We start from the raw sequence: 26,317 nt of genomic DNA on the forward strand, positions 1-26,317 counted from the left end.
TTGGATATGTCCCGTAATGTATTGCTTCTGCCGGGTGACGGCATTGGTCCGGAAATTGTTGCCGAGGCAGAAAAGGTTCTGCACAAGGTTAATGAGCAGTTTGGTCTTGGTCTGAGTTTTGACAGCGCGTTGGTCGGTGGTGCGGCCATCGATGCTAATGATACTCCGCTGCCGGACGAGACCCTGGAGAAGGCCCGCAAGGCCGATGCCATTCTGCTGGGCGCCGTAGGTGGCCCCCAGTGGGACAGCTTGCCGATGGCCAAGCGCCCGGAGAAGGGGTTGCTGGGTTTGCGTTCTAACCTGCAGCTGTTTGCCAACCTGCGCCCGGCCATTCTGTACCCGCAGCTGGCGTCTGCGTCTTCCCTGAAGCCGGAAGTGGTTTCCGGGCTGGATATCCTGATCGTGCGCGAGTTGACCGGTGGTATCTATTTCGGCCAGCCCCGTGGTGTGCGTGAGCTGGAGAACGGCGAGCGTCAGGGTTACAACACCTATCAATATACAGAATCCGAGATTCGCCGGATTGGCCGGGTTGCTTTTGAAGCGGCCCAGCAACGGGGCAAGAAACTGTGTTCCGTAGACAAAGCCAACGTGCTGGAAGTGACCGTGCTGTGGCGGGAAATCATGGAAGACCTGAAGCGGGAATATCCCGATGTGGAGCTGTCCCACATGTACGTGGACAACGCCGCCATGCAGCTGGTTCGTGCGCCGAAGCAATTCGACGTGATTGTGACTGGCAACATGTTTGGTGATATTCTTTCTGACGAAGCGGCTATGCTCACCGGCTCTATCGGCATGTTGCCGTCTGCGTCGCTGAACTCTGAAAAGCAGGGCATGTACGAGCCTTGCCACGGTTCGGCACCGGATATCGCCGGTAAGGGCATTGCCAATCCGCTGGCCACCATCATCAGTGCAGCCATGATGCTGCGTTACAGCCTGAATGAGGAAGAAGCCGCAGCAGCGATTGAAGCGGCGGTCAGCAAGGTGCTGGATCAGGGCCTGCGTACCGCAGACATCATGTCTGACGGCGGCCAGAAGGTCTCCACCCGCGAAATGGGTGAGGCGGTACTGAACGCACTTTAAGCCAGGCTTGATCCGGCAAACCGAGACCCGACAGCGGCGCGATGCTGCCGCTGCGGGATCATCCATCCTGTCCCTGCCAGCGATAACGGTAATGGGCGGGCATAATGTGAGGTTCAAAGGTCGCACATGAAGCGAGTTGGACTTGTAGGTTGGCGTGGCATGGTAGGCTCAGTCCTCATGCAGCGCATGCGTGAAGAAAACGATTTTGCCGATATCGATCCGGTGTTTTTCACCACTTCCCAAACAGGGAAGCCGGCCCCGGACGTAGGCAAGGAAGGTGTTCCTCCTCTGCAGGACGCCTTTGATATCGATACCCTGAAAGGCATGGATGTGATCGTGACCTGTCAGGGCGGCGATTACACCACCGAGGTTTACCAGAAGCTGCGTGATGCGGGCTGGGAAGGCTACTGGATTGATGCCGCATCCACCCTGCGGATGGTGGATCATTCCGTGATCGTGCTGGACCCGGTTAACCGTAACGTGATCGACTCCGCCCTTGATAAAGGCGTGAAGGACTACGTTGGTGGTAACTGCACCGTGAGCCTGATGATGCTGGCCCTGGGTGGCCTGCTGGAGCAGGACCTGATCGAGTGGGTTTCCCCGATGACATACCAGGCGGCTTCCGGCTCTGGTGCCCAGAACATGCGTGAACTGCTGAACCAGATGGGCGCCCTGAACGAGAGCGTGAAATCTGAACTGGCCGATCCGTCATCCGCCATCCTGGAAATCGACCGCAAGGTGACCGACACCATGCGTTCCGGCGATTTCCCCACCGAGCACTTTGGTGTGCCTTTGGCGGGCAGCCTGATTCCGTTTATCGACAAGCAACTCGATAACGGCATGAGCAAGGAAGAGTGGAAAGCGGGCGTTGAGACCAACAAGATTCTGGGTCGCAGCGATAATCCGATTCCGATTGATGGAATCTGCGTGCGCATTGGCGCCATGCGTTCTCACAGCCAGGCGCTGACCATCAAGCTCAAGAAGGACCTTTCGGTTTCTGAGATCGAAGGCATCCTGGCCAAGGGCAATGACTGGGTGAAGGTGATCCCGAACGATCGTGACGCCACCATGCAGGAACTGACCCCGACCAAGGTGACCGGTACCCTGAGTATTCCCATCGGGCGCATCCGGAAACTGGCTATGGGGCCGGAATACATTTCAGCGTTCACTGTGGGTGACCAGCTGCTCTGGGGCGCCGCTGAACCGCTGCGCCGCATGCTGCGGATTCTGCAAGAGCGTTAAGAAATGTTACGCAGGGGCAATTAATGCCAACTGTGTCCGGTTTTCAGCAAACCGGTCGGGGGCGGAGGCTGATTTCAGCGTCCGCCCCTGTTATTTTCAAGGGCAGTAAGGAGTTCCGCCCGACAGGTCAGGAATCAGTGCAAGGATTGCAGCTGATTGATTGATAAAAGGGGACTTATCATCAATACTTTCCCCACCATAGTTAGACTTACGATATAAAAACGAGAAATAACAAGACGAAACGTCATCCAACCTCGTCCGATTCTGTTGAAAGTCAGCAGTAACGAATAACGGAGACTGGAAAGGAAAAAGCATGAAGGTACGCAAGCTTGCGGTTGCCCTGGCGCTGGCGGGAGGGCTTGGCTCCGGCATGGCACAGGCCCTGGGACTCGGTGAAATCGAACTGCAGTCCTGGCTGAATGAGCCCCTGGACGCAGAAATCTCACTCAGACAGAGTGCGGGTGTAGATCCGGGTGATGTATTCGTCAATGTGGCACCGGAGTCTGCTTATCAACGGGTAGGCCTGGAGCGGAACCAGTTTCTGAGCAAACTGAAGTTCGAGGTGGTAACGGGCTCCGATGGCAACCTTGCCATCAACGTGTCGTCCCGTGAACCGGTGCGTGAACCATACCTGAATTTCCTGCTGGAGCTGACCTGGCCCAACGGTCGCCTGATGCGGGAATACGCGGTTCTGGTTGATCCCCCGGTTTATGCCGAGGAATCCGGTGTGCGGGAGCAGGTGAGCGCGCCTGTATCGTCGGCGGCATCTGCGCCGGCACGTCAAACCACCACTCGCAGTGCGGAATCGATTCGTCGTGAGGCGGCTGTTCAGCGAGCGCCGGCCCGGGGCTATCAGCCTGACAGCTTTGGCCCGACGGGACCGTCTGACACGCTTTGGACGATTGCCCAGCGCATGAGGCCGGATAGTTCTGTGTCCATGCAGCAAATGATGCTGGCCATCCAGGATCTCAATCCGGATGCGTTTATCGACGGCAATATCAACAAGCTAAAGCGCGGTCAGGTACTTCGTGCACCGACCCTCGATCAGATTCAGCGCCGCACCAAGGCCGAGGCCAATCGTGTTGTTGCCCGACAGAACGAGGAATTCCAGTCTCCGCGCCCTGTTGATGCAACCCGTACCGCCCAGGCTGAAACGGCCCCGGCACAGACTGCTGAAAATGCCGGCACCGACGAACTGAAACTGCTGGTAGCCGAGGAAGAAACCTCTCCCCGTACCGATGACGAAGGCGGTTCAGCCGGTGGAGATGGCGAACAGGCTGGTGGTGCAGACGCCGGTAATGCCGTTGCCATGGAAGAGCTGGATGCGACTCGTCGTGAAAACGAAGAACTGTCCAGTCGCCTGCAGGATATGCAGGAACAGGTTCAGACCCTGCAACGCCTGCTCGAGTTGAAGAATAGCCAGTTGGCGGAACTTCAGGGTATGACCCAGGAAGAAGCTGCTGCTGCGGCGCTCGCGGCCGAGGGTGACAGTGCCCAGGCCGGTGCCGCAGGTGCGGATGCCAATGCTGATGGTGAAACCGCCGCGGCCACGGAGTCTGCTGCCGCAGAAGAACCGGCGACTCAGGCCGGCGAGAGTGCTGTGGCTCAGAAAGGTGAAAGTGCTGATACTGAGGCTGGTATGGCTGAAGGGAGCGCGGACACGACTGCCGCAGTGGCTGGTGCCGCTGAGCAAGCGGAAGCCAGTGCTGCTGAAGGCGATAGTGAAAGCGCCGAGGCGCCCGCGACCGGCGGCGATGCATCTGGTTCTGGCCAGCCTGACGTAACGGGTGCTGATACAGCTGAACAGTCTGGTGCTGACGCCGAGTCTGCAGAAGCGACAGAATCTGCTGAAGCTGTCGCCCCTGCAGCGGCTGTAGCCCCGGCTCAGAAAGAAACCAAGCCTCAGCCCAAGCCGTCCCAGACTGCACCTGCCAAAGAGAAAGGCTTCTTTGGTCAGTTGATGGACACCATTCTGGGCAACCCGATGTACCAGATTGCGCTGGGTGGTGGCCTGATTCTGTTGCTCCTGCTTCTGCTTCTGGTGGCTCGCAAAAACGCCAAGCGCGAGCAGGATTTCTATGATGAGTTCAATCGTGGTGAAGACGATTCAGCAGATGATTCGGTAGACCTTGGCCCCGCAGCGGCTGGTGCCGGCAGCGACCAGGAAGAAACTGCCGATGCGCTGACAGAAGCCGAGACCTACATTGCCTACGGTCGTAACGATCAGGCCATCGAAGTCCTGGAAACCGCAATTTCCCGCGAGCCCAGCCGTGCAGACCTGCGACTGAAGCTGTTGTCTGTCTATGCAGATAACCAGGACCGTGATGCCTTCGAGAAGCAGTACGGTGAAGTAGCGGCGCTGGAAGACGAGTCCGCCCTGCAGGAAGCGGAAGCCATTCGCAGCCGTCTGGACGAAGCGGAGTCCATGCCCAGCATTGATGACCTGGAGTCCCAGCTGCGTTCTGATTCCTTCAGTCTGGCGGATAACGAACCGGGGCAGGCGCTTTCTTTCGAGACACCGGAGCAGGAGCCGGAAGAAGACTGGTCCCTGTCTGATGAGCTCAAGGCGGATGAATTTGAAGCCGCTGCAGACGACAATTCCGTTGAATTCGATCTCTCCGATTTCGAACTGGACGCTGAAGATGCCGGCCTGGACCAGTTGGATTCCGAGCAGCCTGCTGAAGAAGAGATCGACCTCGGCCTCGAGGGTGAGTCGCTGGACGAATCCTTCCTGGACGAGCTGGATGCCGAGCTGGAGAAAGTATCCAGCGAGGATGACTCCCTGGAAGAGCTGGACCTTGAAGATTCTTCCCTTGATGAGCTGGAGCTGGACGTTTCCGACGAAGACCTGGCCCTGATGGAAGAATTCTCCGAAGACAGCGAGAGCCCGGAGGTCGACGAAGAACTGGGTCTTGAAGACGCCCTGCAGGAACTGGAGACCGAAGAAGAGCCTCTTGGCGACTTGCCGGATGTTGAGCCTGAGGCTGAGGCGTCCGACACTGACGCAGAAGTTCCGGAAATGCCGGAAGAGGGCGCGTCAGACGAGGCGATTACTCCCGCTACCGGGCTGGATATCGACGAAAGCGATCTTGAAGACGACGACTTCGATTTCCTGGCCGGCACCGATGAGGCTGCCACCAAGCTCGACCTGGCCCGTGCCTACATCGAGATGGGTGACAGCGACGGTGCCCGTGACATCCTGGAGGAAGTTGCACTGGAAGGTAACGATGATCAGAAAGCCGAGGCGCAGGAGCTCCTTAAAAATCTTTCCTGATCCGTTATAATCAGTTCCATCGTGGCAACAGCGCCGGCCTTTGTGCCGGCGCTTTGTTTTTCAGAAGACATCATTCCGGGCTGACCCTTGTTTCTTACTCCACAACCCCTGACCACAGACAACGCCATCGGTAACGGCCGTGTTGCCATTGCCTTTGAGTACGACGGCCGGCACTTCCATGGCTGGCAGTTCCAGAAAAGCGGCGTGCGATCAGTGCAGGCCGAACTGGAAAAGGCTGTGGCAAAGGTGGCTGATCATCCGGTGGACCTGGTATGTGCCGGCCGGACCGATGCCGGGGTGCATGCCAGTTTTCAGATTGCCCATTTTGATACTCCCTCGGTACGCAACCTCAGGTCCTGGGTGATGGGTATGAACACAGCCTTGCCCGACGACATTGCCGTGCACTGGGCCGGCAACGGGGTCGATGACTTCCATGCCCGTTTTTCTGCGGTTTACCGCCGCTACCGGTATATCATCTACAACCACGCGGTCAGGCCGGGAATCCAGCGAGGGCAGGTGAGCTGGAACTTTCGCCCGCTGGACGAGCACAGAATGCACCAGGCCGCCCAGGCGCTTATTGGCGAGCACGATTTCACCTCATTCCGGGCAGCCGGCTGCCAGTCCCGTACGCCGGTTCGTTACATGGAGCGGATTTCGGTAACCCGAAGCGGCAGTTATGTCGTAATTGATGTGCAGGCCAATGCGTTTTTGCACCATATGGTTCGGAATATAGCCGGTGCCCTGATGGATGTGGGCACAGGAAAGGAATCGGTGGAGTGGGTTGGCGACGTGCTTGAGGCAAGGGATCGCAAGCTTGCCGGGGTCACTGCACCGCCACACGGGCTTTATCTGGTGGATGTGGGGTATCCTGACGGGTATGGTATTCCGAAAGCCCTGTGCGGGCCCGGTTTCGCCAGTCCCTGGTTTTCAGTCGAGGCGAATCAGCCCATTCCGCCAAGCCATATTCACCCGAAACAGCCGGTAACGGAATCATGACAACCCGCGTTAAGATCTGCGGCCTGACCCGGCCAGAGGATGTGGAAGCGGCCATTCGCGCCGGTGCAGATGCCATTGGCCTGGTGTTTTTCGACAAGAGCCCCCGGGCTGTCTCTGCAGAGCAGGCAAAACAACTTGCGGCCAGCGTTCCGGCCTTTGTCACGCTGACCGGGCTATTCGTTAATCCGGAGCCAGCGTTCGTCAAACAGGTGCTTGAACAGGTGCCGCTGGACTTGCTGCAGTTTCACGGCGACGAAACGCCGGAATTCTGCGCCTCTTTCGGCCGGCGCTGGATTAAAGCGGTCCGGGTTCAGGAAGCCGGCCAGATCGAACAGGCCTTCGTGGACTACCAGAATGCCTGTGGTCTGCTGGTGGATGCCTGGGATCCGGACCGTTACGGCGGTACAGGTCATTCCTTCAACTGGCAGCTGATTCCGGAACAACGGCCGCTGCCCCTGATATTGGCCGGTGGTTTGTCATCTGCTAACGTAGCCAGCGCTATCGAGCAGGTACGGCCATGGGCTGTCGATGTGAGTGGTGGGGTAGAGCAGAGTAAAGGCAGGAAAGACGCCACCAAACTATCCGAATTCATTAAAGAGGTTCACCGTGTCTGTAAAACTGACTGAAGAAATGCTCAAGGCGCTTCCCGATGCGAAAGGCCACTTCGGTGCCTTTGGTGGCCGGTTTGTATCGGAAACCCTGATGGACTCCCTGATGACGCTCGAGCGGGAGTATCTGCGCCTGAAAGACGACCCTGAGTTTCAGGCAACGTTCGACAAGGATCTCGCGGACTATGTTGGCCGTCCAAGCCCTCTTTACTTTGCCGAGCGCCTGACCCGGGAAACCGGTGGTGCCCAGATCTGGCTGAAACGGGAAGACCTGAACCACACCGGCGCCCACAAGGTAAACAACACAATCGGCCAGGCGTTGCTGGCCAGCTTCCTGGGCAAGAAACGCATTATTGCGGAAACCGGCGCCGGCCAGCACGGTGTGGCCACGGCTACCGTGTGTGCCCGTCTGGGTCTCGAATGCCACGTGTTTATGGGCTCTGAAGACGTCAAGCGCCAGTCCCTTAACGTGTACCGGATGAAACTGCTGGGTGCCACGGTACATGCCGTTGAGAGTGGCACCAAGACCCTGAAAGACGCCATGAACGATGCCATGCGTGACTGGGTAGCGAACGTGGATGAGACGTTCTACATCATCGGCACCGTGGCTGGCCCGCATCCGTACCCGCTGCTGGTTCGCGATTTCCAGTCTGTAATCGGCCGTGAAACCCGTCGCCAGTCGCTGGAGAAAACCGGCAAACTGCCGGATGCCCTGGTAGCCTGCGTGGGTGGGGGTTCCAACGCAATCGGAATGTTCTACCCGTTCCTGACCGACGAATCTGTTGAGCTTTACGGCGTGGAAGCCGGTGGCCTGGGCATTGAAACCGGCCAGCATGCCGCACCCCTGTGTGCCGGCCGCCCGGGCGTACTGCACGGTAACCGTACTTATCTGATGGAAGACGAAAATGGCCAGATTGCCGGCACCCATTCGGTCAGCGCAGGCCTGGACTATCCGGGCGTAGGGCCCGAGCATTCCTGGTTGAAGGATATTGGCCGCGCCAACTACGTTTCGGTAACCGATGAAGAAGCACTGGACGGTTTCCGCAAACTGACCCGTATTGAAGGTATCATGCCGGCACTGGAGTCTGCCCATGCGGTGGCCTACGCACTCAAGCTGGCTGCTACTATGGATAAAGACCAAATGCTGGTCATCAATGTCTCCGGTCGTGGCGACAAAGATATTCACACCATTGCCCAATTGGATGGCATCGAGATCTGAAGGTATCAGGAGCAGGCATGAGCCGAATTGAAGGTGTACTGAAATCACTGAAAGAGCAGGGCCGGAAGGCCCTGATCCCCTATATCACGGCCGGTGATCCGCACCCGGATCAGACCGTGGGCCTGATGCACACACTGGTGGCGGCCGGTGCCGATATCATCGAGCTGGGCGTGCCGTTCTCTGACCCGATGGCAGACGGCCCGGTTATCCAGCTGGCCTGTGAACGGGCGCTGAAGTTCAACACGTCGCTGCGCGATGTGCTGGGTATGGTGAAAGAGTTCAGGAAAACCGATAGTGACACGCCGGTCGTGTTGATGGGCTACCTCAACCCCATGGAAGCCATGGGTTATGAGGCGTTCGCCGATGCAGCTGCCGATGCGGGCCTTGATGGCGTGCTGACGGTAGACCTGCCGCCGGAAGAAGCGGATCAGGTGGCCCCGCTGTTCGCCGAGCGCAAGCTGGATCCGATCTTCCTGCTGGCGCCGACCACCACGGATGAACGAATCAGGGCAATCAGTGAGCACTCTTCCGGCTATGTGTACTATGTTTCTATCAAGGGTGTGACCGGCTCTGCCACCATCGACGTCGACGAAGTGGCCCGGAAAGTAGCACATGTGCACGAACTGACCGCTCTGCCGGTGGGTGTCGGCTTTGGTATCCGCGATGCGGAAACTGCCGCCGCAGTAGGCAGAGTATCCGATGGTGTAATTGTTGGCAGCGTGCTGGTGGATACAATAGCCCGACACCAGACAGATCCGGACGGTCTTCGTAAGGCTCTGACCGATCTGTTGCACCCGATGCGCGAGGCTCTGGACAGTCTCTCCTGAGTTAACGGCGTCCAGGCATCAAAGGACAGGATGAAAGCATGAGTAACTGGCTGGAAAAGATCATGCCGAGCAAGATTCGCTCGGAATCACGGCAGCGTACCGGCGTGCCGGAAGGTTTGTGGAAAAAATGCCCCAAGTGTGGCGCCTTCCTGTACAAGCCGGAGCTCGAGAAGAATCTCGACGTTTGCCCGAAGTGTAACCACCACATGCGGGTAAACGCCCGTCGTCGGCTGGATATCTTCCTGGACAAAGACGGCCGTGAGGAAATCGCTGCGGATCTCGAGCCTTCCGATCGCCTGAAGTTCAAAGACACCAAGCGTTACAAGGATCGCCTGTCGGCAGCCCAGAAAGCCACGGGCGAGAAAGACGCACTGGTGGCCTTCAAAGGCACGACCATGGGTGTTCCGCTGGTTGCCTGCGCCTTTGAATTCAATTTCCTGGGCGGTTCCATGGGGCAGGTCGTGGGTGAGAAGTTCGTCCAGGCTGCCAATGTGGCCCTCGAGCATCGCATTCCCTTGGTGTGCTTCTCTGCCAGTGGTGGTGCCCGTATGCAGGAAGCGATTCTGTCGCTGATGCAGATGGCCAAAACCGCTGCGGTTCTGGAGCGCATGAAGGAAGAGGGCATTCCCTACATTTCCGTGCTCACAGACCCGGTATTTGGTGGTGTGTCTGCCAGCCTGGCCATGCTGGGCGACCTGAACATTGCCGAGCCCTATGCGCTGATCGGTTTTGCCGGCCCGCGGGTTATCGAGCAGACCGTGCGCGAGAAACTGCCGGAAGGCTTCCAGCGCAGCGAATTCCTGCTGGAGCACGGTGCCATCGACATGATCCTGCACCGTCATACCATGCGTGAGCGTATTGCCCACCTGCTGGCCAAGTTCACCGGCGGTGAGAAGCCGGGGACCGAGGCTCCGATCGAATTCGAAATTACCGAGAAACCCGATACAGATGAACCCTCCGGGCACTGATCCCTCTCCGGCGCCGGCATCCAGCCCCGGCGCCGGGGCTTCCGTTCAGGACTGGCTGACCTGGCTCGAAGCCATCCATCCTGCCGAAATCGACCTTGGCCTGGACCGCGTTCTGGTGGTTCTTCGCCGCCTGTTCCCGCGCAAGCCCAATGCCCGGATCATTACCGTGGCGGGTACCAATGGCAAGGGCACCACAGTTGCGACCCTGGAAAAGCTGTTACAGGCAGCGGGCCGCACCACCGGGGCTTACACCTCTCCGCATCTCCAGGACTACAACGAGCGGGTTCGCCTGAACGGCACAGATATTTCAGACCCGGTCTTGGTGAGTGCTTTCGAGAAAGTGGAAGAGGCCCGGGGCAAGGTATCCCTGACGTATTTCGAGTTCGGCACCCTGGCTGCGTTTGTCGCATTTGCCGATGCCGGCGTGGAAGACTGGATAGTCGAGGTTGGCCTGGGCGGCAGGCTTGATGCTGTGAACGTACTCGATGCTGATTTCGCAGTCATTACCTCCATTGATATCGACCACATCGGCTTTCTGGGTGATAACCGGGAAGTGATCGGTTTTGAGAAGGCCGGCATTTTACGGCCCGGAATCTTTGCCGTGTGTGCCGACCCGGAGCCACCGGCTTCCGTTCTTCAGCAAGCGGCCGCGCAGAAAGTGAACCTTCAGGTAACCGGAAGGGATTACCAGCTGGCACCGGCCAATGGTGATGCCAATACCGTTGAACTGACCGTAGCGGGAGATCACATCAAGCTTCCGGCCGGCCCCCTGCCGGTACAAAGTGTTGCCGCAGCGGTTGTGCTGGCGCGTAAGTTGCTGCCAGATGTGGCGCCGTCATCGCTGGGTGATATTGCCCGAACGGTCAGTGTTCCCGGGAGATTCGAGCTGCTCGCTAGAAGTCCGTTTGTGCGGGCAGACGTTGGCCATAATCCCCATGCGGCGCGCTGGCTTTCCGGGCAGGTCTCGGCCAGTCGCCTTACAGGCTCAAAGGTGCATGCGGTCTATGCGGCACTGGCAGATAAAGACGTAGAAGGCGTGATGACGGCCATGAAGTCTGTGGCCGATCAGTGGTATTTCGCCGGGCTGGATGTTCCCCGCGGCCTTGCCGTTGACCAGCTGGTTTCCCATGCGCGCGCCTGTGGCATCACCGATGGTGAGGGCTATGGCTCGGTCAGTCATGCGTTGGATGCGGCTATCGCCAATGCCCGTCCGGATGACTGTATCGTGGTGTTCGGTTCTTTCTATACCGTTGCCGAGGCCCGGGCGAAGTTGGCGGGTGCCGGTTCTTAAACTTTGTCCATTCCCGTGCGGTGGGCTTGGACTTGGCGCAGGTGGCGGTTAGTATCGTGGTGAACGGATAATGAACGGGAGCCGTCAACGGTGGATGGATTGAAGCAACGGATAATCGGCGCGCTGGTACTGATTTCACTGGCGGTTATTTTTGTCCCGATTATTTTTGATGAGCCGCACTCGGAACGTCAGTCCACACCGATCACCATCCCCGAAGAGCCGCCGTTCCCGGAAGTGGATATGCCGGCCCAGCCGGATCCCCGGAATTTCGAAGAGCCTGAAGCAGGCGGTTCGAGCGTCGGTTACCGAATGGTTGAAGAGCCTGCAGAGGCCGATGCCGCGGTGGCGGAAACAGTTGAAGAACCAGCTTCTCAAACAACTGCGGAAGCAACTCCTGCACAAACAGCTTCGCAGGCAGAACCACAGCAAGCGCCAGAGCCACAGCAGGCAACCGAACCGGTGGCCAGTGCCAGTGAGCCCGAGCAACCCAAGGAGTTCTCCAAAACCCTTGAGGGAGCCTGGATTGTCCAGCTTGGCAGCTTCGGCAACGCCGATAATGCCCGTCGCCTGCGGGACAAGGTGATCGAGATGAAGTACGGAGCGCACCTGCAGCAAGTGACCCGTGGTGACACCGAATTGACCCGCGTGTTCAGCGGCCCCTTCGTGAACGAAGCTGAAGCCAGGAAGGCAAAGGCCGTACTCGACAAGGAATTCAATCTGAACAGCCTGGTGACCACTGGCGGTAAATAATCTGCCGGCGCCGGAAATCAACCGCTGTTTTGGGCACTCTGCAGTTTGGTGCGGTGCGGTTTCCTGATAGAATTCGCGTTTCCTTTTCTACACCGGGATGTTCATGGAAACGCTGATCTGGATTGACTGGGTCATCATTGCCCTCATTACAGTTTCCACGGTTATCAGTCTTAAACGTGGCTTCGTCAAAGAAGCCCTTTCGCTGTTAACCTGGATTGGCGCGTTTATCATCGCCCGAACCTTTCACCCCCAGATGCAATCGCTGCTGGAATCTTCGGTTGAAACACCGTTAGTGCGGCTGATCGCCGCGTTCGCGATTCTTTTTTTCGGCACCCTGATTATCGGTGCGATCATCAATAACATGATCGGCCACCTGGTCCGGGCCACCGGTTTGTCCGCGACAGACCGGGTGCTGGGCATGGGGTTTGGCCTGCTGAGGGGCGTGGTGGTGGTTATCGTCGCTATCGCATTTACCCGATACACGCCGCTGGCACAGGATACCTGGTGGAAAACCTCAGTGATGATTGACCGGCTTGCAGTAGTCGAAGACTGGTCACGCCGGACACTGGGGGATGAATTTGCCCGTTTTCTCGGGCCGGCAGACAAAGCGCAGGAACAACCCGTACCTGCTAACGAAATCGAAGACGTGCAACCCGCGTCTGCATCCCGATAACATTCAGTTCTAACACTCGGAGAGTTGCCCAGCCATGTGTGGCATTGTCGGTATTGTCAGTACTTCCAACGTTAATCAGCTGCTTTACGATGCGCTGACCGTTCTTCAGCACCGTGGCCAGGATGCGGCGGGAATTGTGACCTTCCAGGACAACCGGTTTTACCTGCGCAAGGACAACGGGCTGGTTCGGGATGTATTCCACACCCGGCACATGCGCCGCCTGGCGGGTAACGTGGGCATCGGCCATGTCCGTTATCCGACTGCCGGCAGCTCAAGCTCGGCAGAAGCCCAGCCGTTCTATGTGAACAGCCCCTACGGCATTACCCTGGCCCATAACGGCAACCTCACCAACGCCGACGACCTTGCCGAGGACCTGTTCCGCACCGACCTGCGCCATATCAACACCAATTCAGACTCCGAAGTCCTGCTGAACGTGTTCGCCCACGAACTGCAGAAGCAGGGCAAGCTGAACCCCACCAAGGATGAGATCTTCTCGGCGGTGCGGGCCGTGCACAAGCGCTGTCGCGGTGCCTATGCCGTTATCGCCATGATTACCGGCTACGGTATTGTCGGATTCCGTGATCCCAACGGTATCCGCCCGGCCTGCTACGGCGTGCGCGAGAACGAAAACGGCCAGAAGGAATACATGATCGCTTCTGAAAGCGTGGCCCTGAACGCGGCCGGCTTCACCATGGTGCGCGACATTGCACCGGGCGAGGCGGTGTATATTGAAACCGACGGCACCCTCTACAGCGAGCAGTGCGCCGAGGCGCCCAAGCTATACCCCTGTATTTTCGAGCACGTTTACTTTGCCCGCCCGGATTCCATCATGGACCGCGTATCTGTGTACAAGGCCCGCCTGCGCATGGGTGAAGTGCTGGCAGATAAAGTGCTGCGCGAACGCCCGGAACATGACATCGACGTGGTGATTCCGATTCCCGACACCAGTCGTACCTCTGCCATGCAGATGGCTTACCAGCTGGGCGTGAAGTACCGCGAAGGCTTCATCAAGAACCGTTACATCGGCCGTACCTTCATCATGCCGGGCCAGAAGATGCGCAAGAAGTCCGTGCGCCAGAAGCTGAACCCGATTGACCTGGAATTCCGCGGCAAGAACGTGATGCTGGTGGATGACTCCATTGTCCGCGGCACCACCTGTAAGGAAATCGTGCAGATGGCCCGGGACGCCGGCGCCCGTAACGTTTACTTTGCCTCGGCCGCGCCCCCTGTTCGCTACCCGAACGTGTACGGCATCGACATGCCGTCTGCCAATGAACTGATTGCCCACGACCGCACGGTTGAGGAAGTTCGCGACCTGATTGGCGCTGACTGGCTGGTATACCAGGACCTTGAAGACCTGGTGGCCTGTGTGGACGACGTTAACGATGATATCGATGGCTGGGAATGTTCGGTATTTACCGGCGAATACGTGACCGGTGATGTCGATGCCGCCTACCTGGCGCGCCTGGAAGACCTGCGCAACGACACCAAGCGTTCCGGTGGCCAGGTGATGGACGAAGATAACGGTATTATCGACCTGCACAATGATGAAGACTGACGCTAGCACCAGGAGAACCCGATGACTTACGGCCGCGAAGAACAGCTCTGGATTCCGGAATCGGACCTGGACGGCATGTCTGTGGACACCCTGGCGGTCAGGGCAGGGCAGATCCGTACCGGGCAGCTGGAACACAGTGATGCGATTTTCCCGACATCCAGCTTTGTCTACGGCAGTGCCGCCCAGGCGGCGGCGCGCTTTGGAGGCGAGGAGCCGGGTAACATCTATTCCCGCTTTACCAACCCCACGGTGCAGGCCTTCGAAGGCCGGATTGCGGCGATGGAAGGCGGCGAGAAAGCCGTCGCCACCGCCTCCGGCATGGCGGCGATTCTCAGCACCTGTATGGCGCTGCTGAAAGCCGGGGACCATGTGATTTGCTCCCGGGGCGTGTTCGGCACCACCAACGTGCTGTTCCAGAAGTACATGGCGAAATTCGGGGTGGAAACCACCTTTGTGTCCCTGACCGATATGGAGCAGTGGCAGGCCGCGGTGCGGCCGGAAACCCGCATGCTGTTTATCGAAACCCCTTCGAATCCTTTGTGCGATGTGGCCGATCTTGCTGCACTGTCGGCACTGGCCCATGCCAACGATGCCCTGTTTGTGGTTGATAACTGCTTCTGCACCCCGGTGCTCCAGCGCCCGCTGGAACATGGCGCAGACCTGGTAGTGCATTCGGCCACCAAGTACCTGGACGGTCAGGGCCGTTGTGTCGGCGGCGTGGTTGTTGGTCCGGCAAAGTACCTGGACGAAATTTACGGTTTCATCCGTTCTGCCGGCCCCACCATGAGCCCGTTCAACGCCTGGGTGTTCCAGAAGGGCCTGGAAACCTTACCGATTCGTATGCGAGCTCACTGTGCCAATGCGTTAGAGTTGGCTCGTTGGCTGGAACAGCAGCCGGAGGTGGAAAAGGTGTTTTATGCCGGCCTGGAAAGCCATCCCCAGCACGAGCTGGCCAAACGCCAGCAAGATGGCTTTGGCGGTGTGGTGTCGTTCCAGGTGAAAGGCGGGCGGGAGCAGGCGTGGCGGTTTATCGATGCCACCCGGATGATTTCCATCACCGCAAACCTGGGCGATGTGAAAACCACCATCACCCATCCGGCAACCACCACCCACGGGCGGCTGGCGCCGGAAGACAAGGCCAAGGCAGGCATCACCGAAAACCTGATTCGGTTGTCTGTTGGCATAGAAGCCATAGATGACCTGAAAACCGATCTGGATCGAGGTTTTCAGGCACTGAAAGATTAAACTCACTGACGGTTTGGGCATTCATGGCGGAATCCGCTAAAGCGAAAAAAGCAGTATCAGCCGAGCTGACGGAAAAACAGAAACGCTTTCGCCGCCTGATGGCACAGGGCGCCCGTGAAGGGGCTGTCATCGGCCTGATAGTGCTTTGCATCTATCTGGCCATGGCCCTGTTTACCTTCAGCCCGTCTGATCCCGGCTGGGCCAGTATCGGCCACGACACCAGCGTACAGAACTACGCAGGGCGTACCGGCGCCTGGCTGGCTAGCCTGCTGATGGATTTCTTCGGCCATGTTTCCTGGCTGTTTCCCGCCATGATTGCCGGTTATGCGGTCATGCTTATTCGCCTGCGTAACCAGTCACTGGATCTGCACTGGCCGTTGTTCATGGTGCGCTTCGGTGGCTTCCTGCTGATCCTGCTCTCTGCCACCAGCCTGTTGTCCCTGTATTCGGTGTTCGGGCTGGGGGAATCCTCCGGTGGTGTCATGGGCATGGCGGTGTCGGAAGCCATGGTGCGCTTCTTTAACTTGCCAGCCACTACACTGCTGCTGATTGCTATCTTCCTGTTTGCCCTGACGGTCACCATTGGTTTGTCCTGGTTCCGGCTGATGGACCAGGTGGGGGCCTTAACCCTGAAAGCCGGACTGGCCGTGAAGGCGCTGTTTACCCGCGCGGGTAACAAAGCCGAGAAACCCGAACGGCCCGCAAAGCCGGAACCCGAACCGCCGGTTATTCGGGACAAGGTGGCTGATGAAGGTGCGGACAGCACCCAACCAAAATCCGGGCGTTGGTGGAACCGTCTGTTCCGCCGCCGCGCCAAGGTCGCCAACAGAGAGCAGAAGGCGCCTGCACCGAAAGTCCGTAAAGAACCCGGGCTGGAGGGCCTTGCCAATGTAGACCCGGAACCGGTGCAGCTGGAAAGCTTCAGCTCCCGTGAAGTCGACGAGCCCCGGCCCGAGCCGGCTCTCAGCTCCGACAAACCGGCTCCTCAAGCCAGCCGGTCCCTGAAGATTTCTCCGTTCAAGAAAGACGAGCAGAAACCGTCGGATAAGAAAGCTTCCAACAAGCAGGCATCTCTCCTCGAGGACATCGAGAGCCCGATTCCGCCCATTTCCCTGCTGGACCCGGCCGAAGAGCACAAAGAAAAAGGCTACTCGGAGGAATCCCTGGAACACATGTCCCGCTTGCTGGAAGAAAAGTTGGCCGATTTCGGGGTGTCCGTCGAGGTTGTAGAAGTGAACCCCGGGCCGGTCATTACCCGGTTCGAGATCAAGCCGGCGGCCGGGGTGAAGGTCAGCAAGATTTCCAACCTGGCCAAAGACCTTGCCCGCTCTCTGGCGGTACTCGCCGTTCGGGTCGTGGAAGTGATTCCCGGCAAATCCGTGGTGGGTATCGAGATTCCGAACGAAGCGCGTGAGATGGTGCGCCTGAGCGAGGTGCTGGGCGCCCGGGTATTCACCGAATCGTCGTCTGCGCTGACCCTGGCATTGGGTAACGACATCGGTGGCAACCCCATGGTGGCCAACCTGGCCAAGATGCCTCACCTGCTGGTGGCCGGTACTACCGGTTCCGGTAAGTCTGTGGGTGTCAATGCCATGCTGCTGAGTATGCTGCTTAAGGCGACTCCGGAAGAAGTCCGCTTCATCATGGTAGACCCGAAGATGCTGGAACTGAGCATCTACGACGGCATTCCCCACCTGCTGGCGCCGGTCGTAACCGACATGAAAGAAGCCGCCAACGCATTGCGCTGGTGTGTGGCCGAGATGGAGCGCCGCTACCGCCTGATGGCGAATCTGGGCGTGCGTAACATTGCCGGTTACAACAAGAAGGTGAAGGATGCCCGCGCCGAAGGCGAACCTTTGCTGGATCCGCTCTGGAAACCGGACGAATACCTGGCCAATGACGAGCAGGAACGCCCGGAACTCGACACCCTGCCGTTTATCGTGGTGGTGATCGACGAATTCGCCGACATGATGATGATTGTCGGCAAGAAGGTGGAAGAGCTGATTGCCCGTATCGCCCAGAAAGCCCGGGCGGCGGGTATCCACCTGATCCTGGCCACCCAGCGGCCGTCGGTGGATGTGATTACCGGCCTGATCAAGGCCAACATCCCGACCCGGATTTCGTTCCAGGTGTCGTCCAAGATCGACTCACGCACAGTACTGGACCAGGGCGGGGCAGAGCAGCTGCTCGGCCACGGTGACATGCTGTACCTGCCGCCGGGCTCCGGCCTGCCGGTTCGGGTTCACGGCGCCTTTGTGGACGATGACGAAGTGCATCGGGTCGTCAGCGCCTGGAAAGCCCGGGGCGAACCAGAATACGTGGACGACGTTCTTAATGGTGCCGAGGGCGAGAATCTGCCGGGCGTTCCAACCCTCTCTGAAGGGGGCGGTGGAGACGAAGGGGATGCCCTGTTTGACGAGGCGGTGGCCTTTGTCACAGAAAACCGGCGGGTGTCGATCTCGTCGGTGCAGCGTAAATTCAAAATCGGCTACAACCGGGCCGCCAATCTGGTGGATGCCATGGAAGCTTCCGGTGTGGTCAGTCCGGCGGGACACAATGGCGCACGTGAAGTGCTGGCGCCCCCGCCGCCACGAGACTAGGAGATTAACTATGCTAGGTGCTTTGAAGGGTACTATGATCAGATCACTGCTGGCCGGGTTCGCGTTGGTGACGGCCCTTGGCTCGGCAGCACCGGCCCTGGCCGACAGCGAGCAGGAATCCCTGAAAGCGGCAGAGCAGCTGTCCGCCATGCTGCGCAGCTACGAAACCTACCAGGCCCGGTTTATCCAGATTGTGGTGGACTCCAGCGGTGGCCGCGTGCAGGAAACCCGGGGCAACCTGAAGGCCAAGCGCCCGGGCCTGTTCTACTGGGAAACCGGTGCGCCGCTGTCCCAGTTCATTGTCAGTGATGGTGAAAAAGTGGAGGTTTACGATCCGGACCTGGAGCAGGTAACCATCCATACCCTGGACGATCGTATCCAGACCACCCCGGCGCTGTTGCTCAGTGGCGAAGTGGGTAACCTGAATGAGAGCTACAGGGTGTCTGGCCGCAGTATCGGGGAAGATACCCGGGAATTTACCCTGGAGCCTCGCAGCGCCGATTCGCTGTTCACCTCGTTGCGCCTGAGCTTCTACGATGGCGAACTGCAGGAAATGCGCATGGAGGATTCCCTGTCCCAGATGAGCATTCTCAGCTTTGACGAGATCCGCCTGAACGAAGACATTGAACGCAGCGCCTTCCGGCTGGAATACCCGGAGGAGGTTGATGTTATCCGGGACGGCGTCTGATGCAGGACAGCCTGTTTCAGACTGAAGCCGGTTTCCAGCCGCTGGCCGCCCGCATGCGGCCGGCAACCCTTGATGACTACGTAGGCCAGAAGCACCTTGTTGGCCCCGGCAAACCCCTGCGCCGGGCCGTAGAACAGGGCCAGTTGCACTCCATGATCCTTTGGGGGCCGCCCGGGGTGGGCAAAACCACCTTTGCCCGGTTGCTGGCCAATGTTGGCGAGCTTTCCTATGAAACCCTGTCTGCCGTACTTAGCGGGGTGAAAGAAATCCGCGAAGTGGTGGAGCGGGCCCGCAATCGCAAACAATCCCAGGGGCGGGAACCCCTGCTGTTTGTGGATGAAGTACACCGCTTCAACAAAAGCCAGCAGGACGCGTTTCTTCCCCATATCGAAAACGGCACCTTTATCTTTGTGGGCGCCACTACGGAAAACCCTTCCTTCGAGCTGAACAGCGCCCTGTTATCCCGCACCCGGGTTTACGTGCTCAAAAACCTTGAACGGGATGACATCCTGCAACTCCTGCACCGGGCGCTCACCAGTGACGCCGGTTTTGGCGGCAGGCTGCTGATTGATGAAGACGTACTGGACACCCTGGCCGAATCCGCCGGTGGCGATGCCCGCCGCGCCCTGAATATCCTGGAAGTCGCGGCCGACCTGGCAGACCCGGAAGGCCCCGAATCCAGTCGCATTACCGCCGCCACCCTGGAACAGGTGCTGCAAACCAGTTTGCGCCGCTTCGATAAGGGTGGCGACGTGTTCTATGACCAGATCTCCGCCCTGCACAAATCCGTGCGTGGCTCCAACCCCGACGGCTCCCTGTACTGGCTGTGCAGGATGCTCGACGGCGGTTGCGATCCCCTCTACGTGGCGCGCCGGCTGGTGCGCATCGCCAGCGAAGATATCGGCAACGCGGACCCCCGGGCGCTGCAGATCACCATGCAGGCCTGGGACGCACAGGAAAGGCTCGGCTCTCCGGAAGGGGAACTGGCCCTGGCCCAGGCGGTTACCTACCTGGCCATGGCGCCCAAGAGCAATGCGGTCTACAAGGCCTATAACCAGTGCATGGCCGACATTCGCAAAGACCCGGATTATGAAGTGCCGGTACACCTGCGAAATGCCCCGACCAAGCTCCTCAAAAGCATGGGCCATGGCGAGGAATACCGTTACGCCCATGACGAGCCGGATGCCTTCGCCGCCGGCGAATCCTACCTGCCGGAAGCCATCCACCAGCGCCGTTATTACGAACCGGTGATGCGCGGGCTGGAAATCAAGCTGGCCGAAAAACGCCAACGGCTCGACGCCCTGGATGCCCAGAGCCCGAAAAAGCGCTATTGATACCCCCGGTTTACTGAATTTGTGGCGGGCGCAGGGCAGAAGGTGGCCAGCAGCACTCCGGCAGGTATAATGCCGCTATATTCTAATTCATTCGTTAACCGGAAAATTCAGGAAGATCATGCTCGATCCGAAACGTGTCCGTACCCAGACTGAAGAAATCGCCCGCCGGCTGGCCATTAAGAACTTCGAGTTTGATGTGGCTACCTTCGAACGGTTAGAGGAAAGCCGCCGAGCCATCCAGGTTCGTACGGAAACACTGCAGAGCGAGCAGAACAAGCGTTCCAAGTCCATCGGCAAGGCCAAGGCATCTGGCGAGGATATCAAGCCTTTGCTGGAGGAAGTGGACAACCTGAAGCGCCAGAAGGCTGAAGCGGAAGACGAATTGCGTTCCGTCCAGGAATCCCTGAATGCCTTCTTCGCCGGAATTCCAAACCTGCCGGACGAAGACGTTCCGGCGGGCAAGAATGAAGACGACAACGTCGAAACCCGCCTGTGGGGCACGCCCCGGGAATTCGACTTTGAGCCGAAAGATCACGTGGCACTGGGTGAAGACCTGAAAGGCCTGGATTTCGAGAAAGCCAGCCAGCTGGCCCATTCCCGGTTTGCCGTTATGCGCGGCCAGCTGGCCCGTCTGCACCGGGCCCTGGCCCAGTTCATGCTCGACCTGCACACCGAAGAGCATGGTTACACCGAGGCCTATGTGCCGTACCTGGTGAATGCCAATACCCTGTTTGGTACCGGTCAGTTGCCGAAGTTCGAGGAAGACCTGTTCCGCACGGCCGGTGACAACCCGCTGTACCTGATTCCCACGGCGGAAGTGCCGGCCACCAACCTGGTGTCTGACACCATTCTGGATGATGCGGAGCTGCCGCTGCGCCTGGTTTGCCACACACCCTGTTTCCGCAGCGAAGCCGGCTCCTACGGCCGCGACGTGCGGGGCATGATTCGTCAGCACCAGTTCGACAAGGTAGAGCTGGTTCAGGTGGTGCGCCCGGAAGACTCCGCCAAGGCGCTGGAGCAGCTCACCGGCCACGCCGAGAAAGTGCTGCAACTTCTGGAACTGCCGTACCGGGTGATGACCCTGTGTGGCGGCGATATGGGCTTCTCTGCGGCCAAGACCTTCGACCTGGAAGTGTGGCTGCCGGGGCAGGGCAAGTACCGTGAAATTTCTTCCTGCTCCAATACCCGCGATTTCCAGGCCCGCCGTATGCAGGCCCGCTGGCGCAACCCGGAAACCGGCAAGCCGGAGCCGGTACACACCCTTAATGGCTCCGGCCTGGCGGTGGGCCGTGCCATGATTGCGGTGATGGAAAACTACCAGCAGGCGGACGGCAGCATCCTCGTTCCGGAAGTGCTGAAGCCGTATATGAGAGGCCTGGACAGAATCCAATGAGCCAGAATAAAGAAGGTACTCCATCGCCAGGAGCGATTGGTGTGGCCTCTGCCGCACCAAGGTATCGGGCGAATCCGATTACCGAAAACCCGAACAACTCTGCCGGAGAGGTTGCCCTGGTGGGCGCCGGGCCCGGCGACCCCGAGTTGCTGACCCTGAAAGCCTGGCGGCTGATTACCAACGCGGAAGTGGTATTGTACGACCGCCTGGTGTCACCGGAAATCATGGCGCTGATTCCGGAAACTGCCGAGAAGATCCATGTCGGCAAGCAGCGTGCTAACCATACCCTGCCGCAGGATCAGATTAACCAGCGCCTGGTGGACCTGGCCCGTGAAGGGCATAAGGTAGTACGCCTGAAGGGCGGCGATCCGTTTATCTTCGGCCGTGGTGGCGAGGAAATCGAAACCCTGGCCCAGGCCGGGGTGCGGTTTCAGGTCGTGCCGGGTATCACCGCCGCCTCTGGTTGTTCGGCCTACGCGGGAATTCCGTTGACCCATCGGGACTATGCCCAGTCGGTCCGGTTTATTACCGGCCACCTGAAGAACGACAGTTGTGATCTGCCCTGGGCTGATTTTGTGCAGACCAGCCAGACCCTGGTGTTCTACATGGGGCTGGTGGGCCTGCCGATTATCAGTCGGGAGTTGATCGCCCACGGCATGGCGCCGGATATGCCGGTTGCACTGGTGTCAAAGGGCACCACGCCGGAGCAGGAAGTCATTACCGGTACGCTGGAGACCATCGTGGGTATCATCGAAAACCGGGAAGTGGCCGCGCCCACGCTGGTGATTATTGGCGAGGTGGTCACCCTGCGCAACCGCCTGGACTGGCTGGGCGTACAACCCGAGCCATATTGAGTTTGGCCAAACATCAGGCATAAAAAAACCGGGCTGAATGAGCCCGGTTTTTTTATGCCTCGCGAATCGAATCAGTCGATTCGCTTGGGCAGTACGTCCTTGAGCTTTTCACGCATGGTGCGGATTGCTTTCTCGGTGGTTTCCCAGTCGATACAGGCGTCGGTCACCGACACGCCGTACTTCAGGTCTGCCAGGTTTTCCGGAATAGACTGGTTGCCCCAGTTGATGTTGCTTTCCACCATCAGGCTCTGGATAGACTTGTTGCCTTCCAGGATCTGGTGGGTAACGTCCTGCATTACCAGCGGCTGGATGGCCGGGTCTTTGCTGGAGTTGGCGTGGCTGCAGTCCACCATGATGGACTTGCGCAGATCGGCTTTCTCCAGTGCCTGCTCACACAGGGCAACGTTCACAGAATCGTAGTTGGGCTTACCACCGCCACCGCGCAGTACTACGTGACCGTAGTTGTTGCCCTTGGTGCGGATGATGGCGCCTTTACCCTGCTGGTCGATGCCCAGGAAGCTGTGAGGATGGGAGACCGACTTCATGGCGTTAACAGCAACATCCAGGCTGCCGTCGGTGCCGTTCTTGAAGCCGATAGCCATAGACAGGCCACTGCTCATTTCCCGGTGGGTCTGGGATTCCGTGGTACGGGCTCCGATGGCAGACCAGGCGATGGTGTCCTGCAGGTACTGCGGAGAAATCGGATCCAGCGCCTCGGTTGCCGTTGGCAGGCCCAGTTCATTGATATCCAGCAGCAGGCGACGGCCGATGTGCAGGCCCTGTTCGATGTCGAAGGTATCGTTCAGGTGCGGATCGTTGATCAGGCCTTTCCAGCCAACGGTAGTCCGCGGCTTTTCAAAGTAAACCCGCATCACCAGCAGCAGGGTATCGCTGACTTCGTCGGCCAGTTTCTTCAGTCGGTCGGCATAGTCCCGGGCCGCGTCCACGTCGTGGATAGAGCAGGGGCCAACTACAATGAACAGACGGTGGTCTTTGCCGTCCATGATGTCGTAGATTGCCTGACGGCCGTTGGCCACGGTTTCTGCAGCGGTATCTGAAAGCGGCAGTTCGCTTTTCAGGGCTTCAGGAGTGATCAGTGGTTCCTGGCTGGCCACGTTCAGGTTTTCCAGTTTCTTGCCCGACATCTTGTAGTGCTTCCCCGGTGACTGAAGATTAACGCAAATGGTGCCGGCAGGCGGTTGTCCGCCCGCCGGTGAGTTGGTTAGTCTGCGTTATTTGGCAGTGCTTTTCAACGGCGGTGCTCAGTCGTCCAGCGAACCCATGCCGGAGATATTGGCGCCGGCGTCTACGTACAGAACCTCGCCGGTGATACCGGAGGCCAGGTCAGACGACATAAACGCAGCGGCGTTACCTACTTCAATGGTGGTCACGTTACGACGCAACGGAGCGCGCTTGGCGTTCTCGCTCAGCATACGGCGGAAGCTGGCGATACCGGAGGCGGCCAGGGTCTTGATCGGGCCGGCAGAAATCGCGTTCACCCGGATGCCTTCTTCGCCCAGGCTGGCGGCCATGTAACGGACGTTGGCTTCCAGTGAGGCCTTGGCCAGGCCCATCACGTTATAGTTCTGCAGGACACGCTCGGCACCCAGGTAGCTCAGGGTCAGCAGGCTGCTGCCTTCGTGCAACATCTTGCGGGCACCCTTGGCCAGCGCCACGAAGCTGTAGGAGCTGATGTCGTGGGCAATCTTGAAGCCTTCGCGGGTGGTGACATCCACATAGTTGCCGTTCAGCTCGTGGGCCGGGGCAAAGCCAACGGCGTGGATGATGATGTCGATGTTGTCCCAGTGCTTGTTCAGCTCGGTGAACACATTCTCGATTTGCTCGTCGCTGGCGACATCGCAGGGCAGGGTGATGGTGCTGCCCCACTGTTCCGCGAATTTCTCAACGCGGGACTGCAGCTTTTCGTTCTGGTAGGTGAAGGCCAGTTCGGCGCCTTCACGGGCAAACGCCTCGGCAATGCCGTAAGCGATGGAATGCTTGCTGGCTACGCCAACAATCAGTGCTTTCTTGCCACTGAGAATTCCCATGGGTATCTGCTCCCTGTGTTCCTGTGATTTGCGCGTATTATCCCCGACCGGGGTACACGCGGGTAACGGTCAATTGGTCGTAGTCTGGTAGAAGAAGGCTGCGTTCAGCAATTCCCGGGTATACGGCTGTTCCGGTTGCCGGAAGATCTTCTCCGCATCGCCGTACTCCACGATGCTGCCATGATGGAGCACCAGCAGCTTGTGGCTCAATGCCCGGACGACGGCCAGGTCATGGCTGATAAAGATATAGCTTAACCGATATCGCTGCTGTATATCCCGCAACAGTTCGATCACCTGTTTCTGCACGGTTCGGTCCAGCGCGGATGTCGGCTCGTCCAGGATAATCAGCTCAGGTTGCAGAACCAGGGCACGGGCGATGGCAATGCGCTGGCGTTGCCCACCGGAGAACTCATGGGGGTATCGGTGCCTGGCTTCCGGGTCCAGGCCGACATCCTGCAAGGCCCGGATGACACGGGCTTCGTGCTGGTCCTGGTTGTCCGGGTCGTGAATCGTCAGGCCTTCGCCGACAATTTCGGCAATGGACATGCGCGGGCTCAGGCTGCCGAACGGGTCCTGGAACACAATCTGGATACGCTTGCGCCAGGGCCGGAAGGCTTTCTGGGTGAGGTTGCCGATGTCGGTGCCACCCAGCTGGATGTTGCCGGTTGCGCCGGTAAGCTTTAACAACGCGTGGCCGATGGTGGTCTTGCCACTGCCGCTTTCGCCGACAATGCCCAGGGTTTCCCCGGGGCGCACTGTGAAAGCCACGTCCCGAACGGCGTGGTAGCTCTCTTTTACCCGGCCAAACAGGTCCTTTTTGATGGGGAAGTGCACGTTCAGCTTATCGACTTTGATCAGCTCAGGGCCGCCGGTTTCTGCCGCAACCGGGTGTTCCGGTGGCTCCGCATCAATCAGCTTGCGGGTGTAGGGGTGGGATGGCGATTCAAACAGGGTGGCGACCGGTGCTTCCTCGACCCGTTTGCCGCGCTCCATAACCACCACGTTATCGGCATACCGGCGCACCAGGCTCAGGTCATGGGTAATCAGCAGCATGGCCATACCGAGCTTCTGCTGCAGGGATTTCAGCAGTTCCAGCACCTGCTTCTGTACGGTGACATCCAGAGCGGTGGTGGGTTCGTCTGCAATCAGTAACTCCGGCTCGTTGGCCAGGGCCATGGCAATCATGACCCGTTGCTTCTGCCCACCTGAAAGCTGGTGCGGATAACTCTTGAGGCGACGTTCCGGTTCCGGAATGCCCACCAGCGCCAGCAGTTCCATGCATCGCGCCCGGGCTTGCTCGCCCCGCAGGCCCATGTGCAGTTCCAGCGTTTCGGTGATCTGCTTCTCTACCGTGTGCAGCGGGTTCAGGGAGGTCATGGGCTCCTGGAAGATCATGCTGATCTTCTGCCCCCGGATTTGCCGCAACCGTTTTTCCGGGGCCTTCAGGAGGTCTTCGCCCTGATAGGTGATACTGCCTGACGGATAGTCGGCGTGGCGCTCGTCCAGAAGGCGCAGTACCGACAGGGCGGAAACCGACTTACCGGAACCGCTTTCACCCACCAGCGCCAGGGTCTGGCCTTTGTTGATGGATAGCGACAGGTCATCCACCACCAGCGGGCCCTTGTCGAAACGGATGGAAAGCCCCGAGATGTTCAGTAGTTCGCTCATA

The 26,317-nt window shown here is 58.9% G+C and carries 20 protein-coding genes and 1 pseudogene; 18 read left to right on the plus strand and 3 right to left on the minus strand.

All coding sequences use genetic code 11. The features are described from left to right. The first annotated feature begins 6 nt into the window (after window positions 1-6). The 18 genes and pseudogenes from leuB to cobA form a co-directional block, all read left to right on the plus strand. Window positions 7-1,080 (plus strand): 3-isopropylmalate dehydrogenase, encoded by a 1,074-nt coding sequence (gene leuB, locus AC13DJ_RS13700; protein WP_022991172.1) that lies wholly within the window; start codon window positions 7-9, stop codon window positions 1,078-1,080. A gap of 126 nt (window positions 1,081-1,206) precedes the next feature. Continuing rightward, entirely contained in the window at window positions 1,207-2,322 is a 1,116-nt protein-coding gene (asd, locus tag AC13DJ_RS13705; RefSeq protein WP_289101738.1) for an aspartate-semialdehyde dehydrogenase, read from the plus strand. A gap of 313 nt (window positions 2,323-2,635) precedes the next feature. Beyond that, complete coding sequence (locus AC13DJ_RS13710; protein WP_482933489.1) at window positions 2,636-5,596, plus strand: FimV/HubP family polar landmark protein; 2,961 nt, start codon at window positions 2,636-2,638, stop codon at window positions 5,594-5,596. Window positions 5,597-5,683: 87 nt separating this feature from the next. Beyond that, window positions 5,684-6,592, plus strand: a complete 909-nt coding sequence (gene truA / locus AC13DJ_RS13715) for a tRNA pseudouridine(38-40) synthase TruA (protein WP_482933490.1) — start codon at window positions 5,684-5,686, stop codon at window positions 6,590-6,592. Further along, the gene (locus tag AC13DJ_RS13720) at window positions 6,589-7,218 is read left to right on the plus strand and encodes a phosphoribosylanthranilate isomerase (RefSeq protein WP_474539104.1); all 630 of its coding nucleotides are present in this window, start codon (window positions 6,589-6,591) and stop codon (window positions 7,216-7,218) included. The genes truA and AC13DJ_RS13720 overlap by 4 nt, the downstream gene beginning before the upstream one ends. 4 nt (window positions 7,219-7,222) lie before the next feature. Beyond that, a complete protein-coding gene (gene trpB / locus AC13DJ_RS13725) occupies window positions 7,223-8,419 on the plus strand; it encodes a tryptophan synthase subunit beta (RefSeq protein WP_244177307.1) in 1,197 nt (398 codons plus the stop codon). Window positions 8,420-8,436: 17 nt separating this feature from the next. Continuing rightward, window positions 8,437-9,246, plus strand: a complete 810-nt coding sequence (gene trpA / locus AC13DJ_RS13730) for a tryptophan synthase subunit alpha (protein WP_094624052.1) — start codon at window positions 8,437-8,439, stop codon at window positions 9,244-9,246. A 38-nt stretch (window positions 9,247-9,284) separates the two neighbouring features. Continuing rightward, window positions 9,285-10,214 carry an acetyl-CoA carboxylase, carboxyltransferase subunit beta gene (accD, locus tag AC13DJ_RS13735; RefSeq protein WP_286816751.1) on the plus strand — a complete coding sequence of 310 codons (930 nt, stop codon included), beginning with the start codon at window positions 9,285-9,287 and terminating at the stop codon, window positions 10,212-10,214. Next, window positions 10,195-11,505 carry a bifunctional tetrahydrofolate synthase/dihydrofolate synthase gene (gene folC / locus AC13DJ_RS13740; RefSeq protein ID WP_474539107.1) on the plus strand — a complete coding sequence of 437 codons (1,311 nt, stop codon included), beginning with the start codon at window positions 10,195-10,197 and terminating at the stop codon, window positions 11,503-11,505. Before accD ends, folC begins: the two co-directional genes overlap by 20 nt. Window positions 11,506-11,595: 90 nt before the next feature. Further along, entirely contained in the window at window positions 11,596-12,255 is a 660-nt protein-coding gene (locus AC13DJ_RS13745; protein WP_482933491.1) for an SPOR domain-containing protein, read from the plus strand. 103 nt (window positions 12,256-12,358) lie between these two features. Then, window positions 12,359-12,928, plus strand: a complete 570-nt coding sequence (locus tag AC13DJ_RS13750; protein WP_289101733.1) for a CvpA family protein — start codon at window positions 12,359-12,361, stop codon at window positions 12,926-12,928. A 34-nt stretch (window positions 12,929-12,962) separates the two neighbouring features. Next, window positions 12,963-14,486 (plus strand): amidophosphoribosyltransferase, encoded by a 1,524-nt coding sequence (gene purF, locus AC13DJ_RS13755; protein ID WP_289101732.1) that lies wholly within the window; start codon window positions 12,963-12,965, stop codon window positions 14,484-14,486. A gap of 21 nt (window positions 14,487-14,507) precedes the next feature. Continuing rightward, on the plus strand, window positions 14,508-15,731 hold the full coding sequence (locus AC13DJ_RS13760; protein ID WP_232901083.1) for an O-succinylhomoserine sulfhydrylase: 1,224 nt from the start codon (window positions 14,508-14,510) through the stop codon (window positions 15,729-15,731). Between the two features lie 23 nt (window positions 15,732-15,754). Then, entirely contained in the window at window positions 15,755-18,331 is a 2,577-nt protein-coding gene (locus tag AC13DJ_RS13765) for a DNA translocase FtsK (protein ID WP_474539109.1), read from the plus strand. Between the two features lie 34 nt (window positions 18,332-18,365). Further along, on the plus strand, window positions 18,366-19,019 hold the full coding sequence (gene lolA, locus AC13DJ_RS13770; RefSeq protein WP_058340856.1) for an outer membrane lipoprotein periplasmic chaperone LolA: 654 nt from the start codon (window positions 18,366-18,368) through the stop codon (window positions 19,017-19,019). Continuing rightward, window positions 19,019-20,353, plus strand: a complete 1,335-nt coding sequence (locus AC13DJ_RS13775) for a replication-associated recombination protein A (protein ID WP_482933492.1) — start codon at window positions 19,019-19,021, stop codon at window positions 20,351-20,353. The genes lolA and AC13DJ_RS13775 overlap by 1 nt, the downstream gene beginning before the upstream one ends. 118 nt (window positions 20,354-20,471) lie before the next feature. After that, on the plus strand, window positions 20,472-21,746 hold the full coding sequence (gene serS / locus AC13DJ_RS13780; protein ID WP_094624044.1) for a serine--tRNA ligase: 1,275 nt from the start codon (window positions 20,472-20,474) through the stop codon (window positions 21,744-21,746). 38 nt (window positions 21,747-21,784) lie between these two features. Further along, a pseudogene (cobA, locus tag AC13DJ_RS13785) lies at window positions 21,785-22,600 on the plus strand (uroporphyrinogen-III C-methyltransferase); the annotation flags it as partial. A gap of 71 nt (window positions 22,601-22,671) precedes the next feature. Here cobA and AC13DJ_RS13790 read toward each other — a convergent pair. The 3 genes from AC13DJ_RS13790 to AC13DJ_RS13800 all read right to left on the minus strand — a co-directional run bounded on the left by AC13DJ_RS13790 (window position 22,672) and on the right by AC13DJ_RS13800 (window position 26,316). After that, on the minus strand, window positions 22,672-23,745 hold the full coding sequence (locus AC13DJ_RS13790) for a 3-deoxy-7-phosphoheptulonate synthase (RefSeq protein WP_473801324.1): 1,074 nt from the start codon (window positions 23,743-23,745) through the stop codon (window positions 22,672-22,674). Between the two features lie 117 nt (window positions 23,746-23,862). After that, complete coding sequence (locus tag AC13DJ_RS13795; RefSeq protein WP_482933493.1) at window positions 23,863-24,648, minus strand: enoyl-ACP reductase FabI; 786 nt, start codon at window positions 24,646-24,648, stop codon at window positions 23,863-23,865. A 69-nt stretch (window positions 24,649-24,717) separates the two neighbouring features. After that, window positions 24,718-26,316 carry an ABC transporter ATP-binding protein gene (locus tag AC13DJ_RS13800; protein WP_474539116.1) on the minus strand — a complete coding sequence of 533 codons (1,599 nt, stop codon included), beginning with the start codon at window positions 26,314-26,316 and terminating at the stop codon, window positions 24,718-24,720. Window position 26,317: the final 1 nt, after the last annotated feature.

Source organism: Marinobacter sp. L-46 (genome assembly GCF_056859535.1).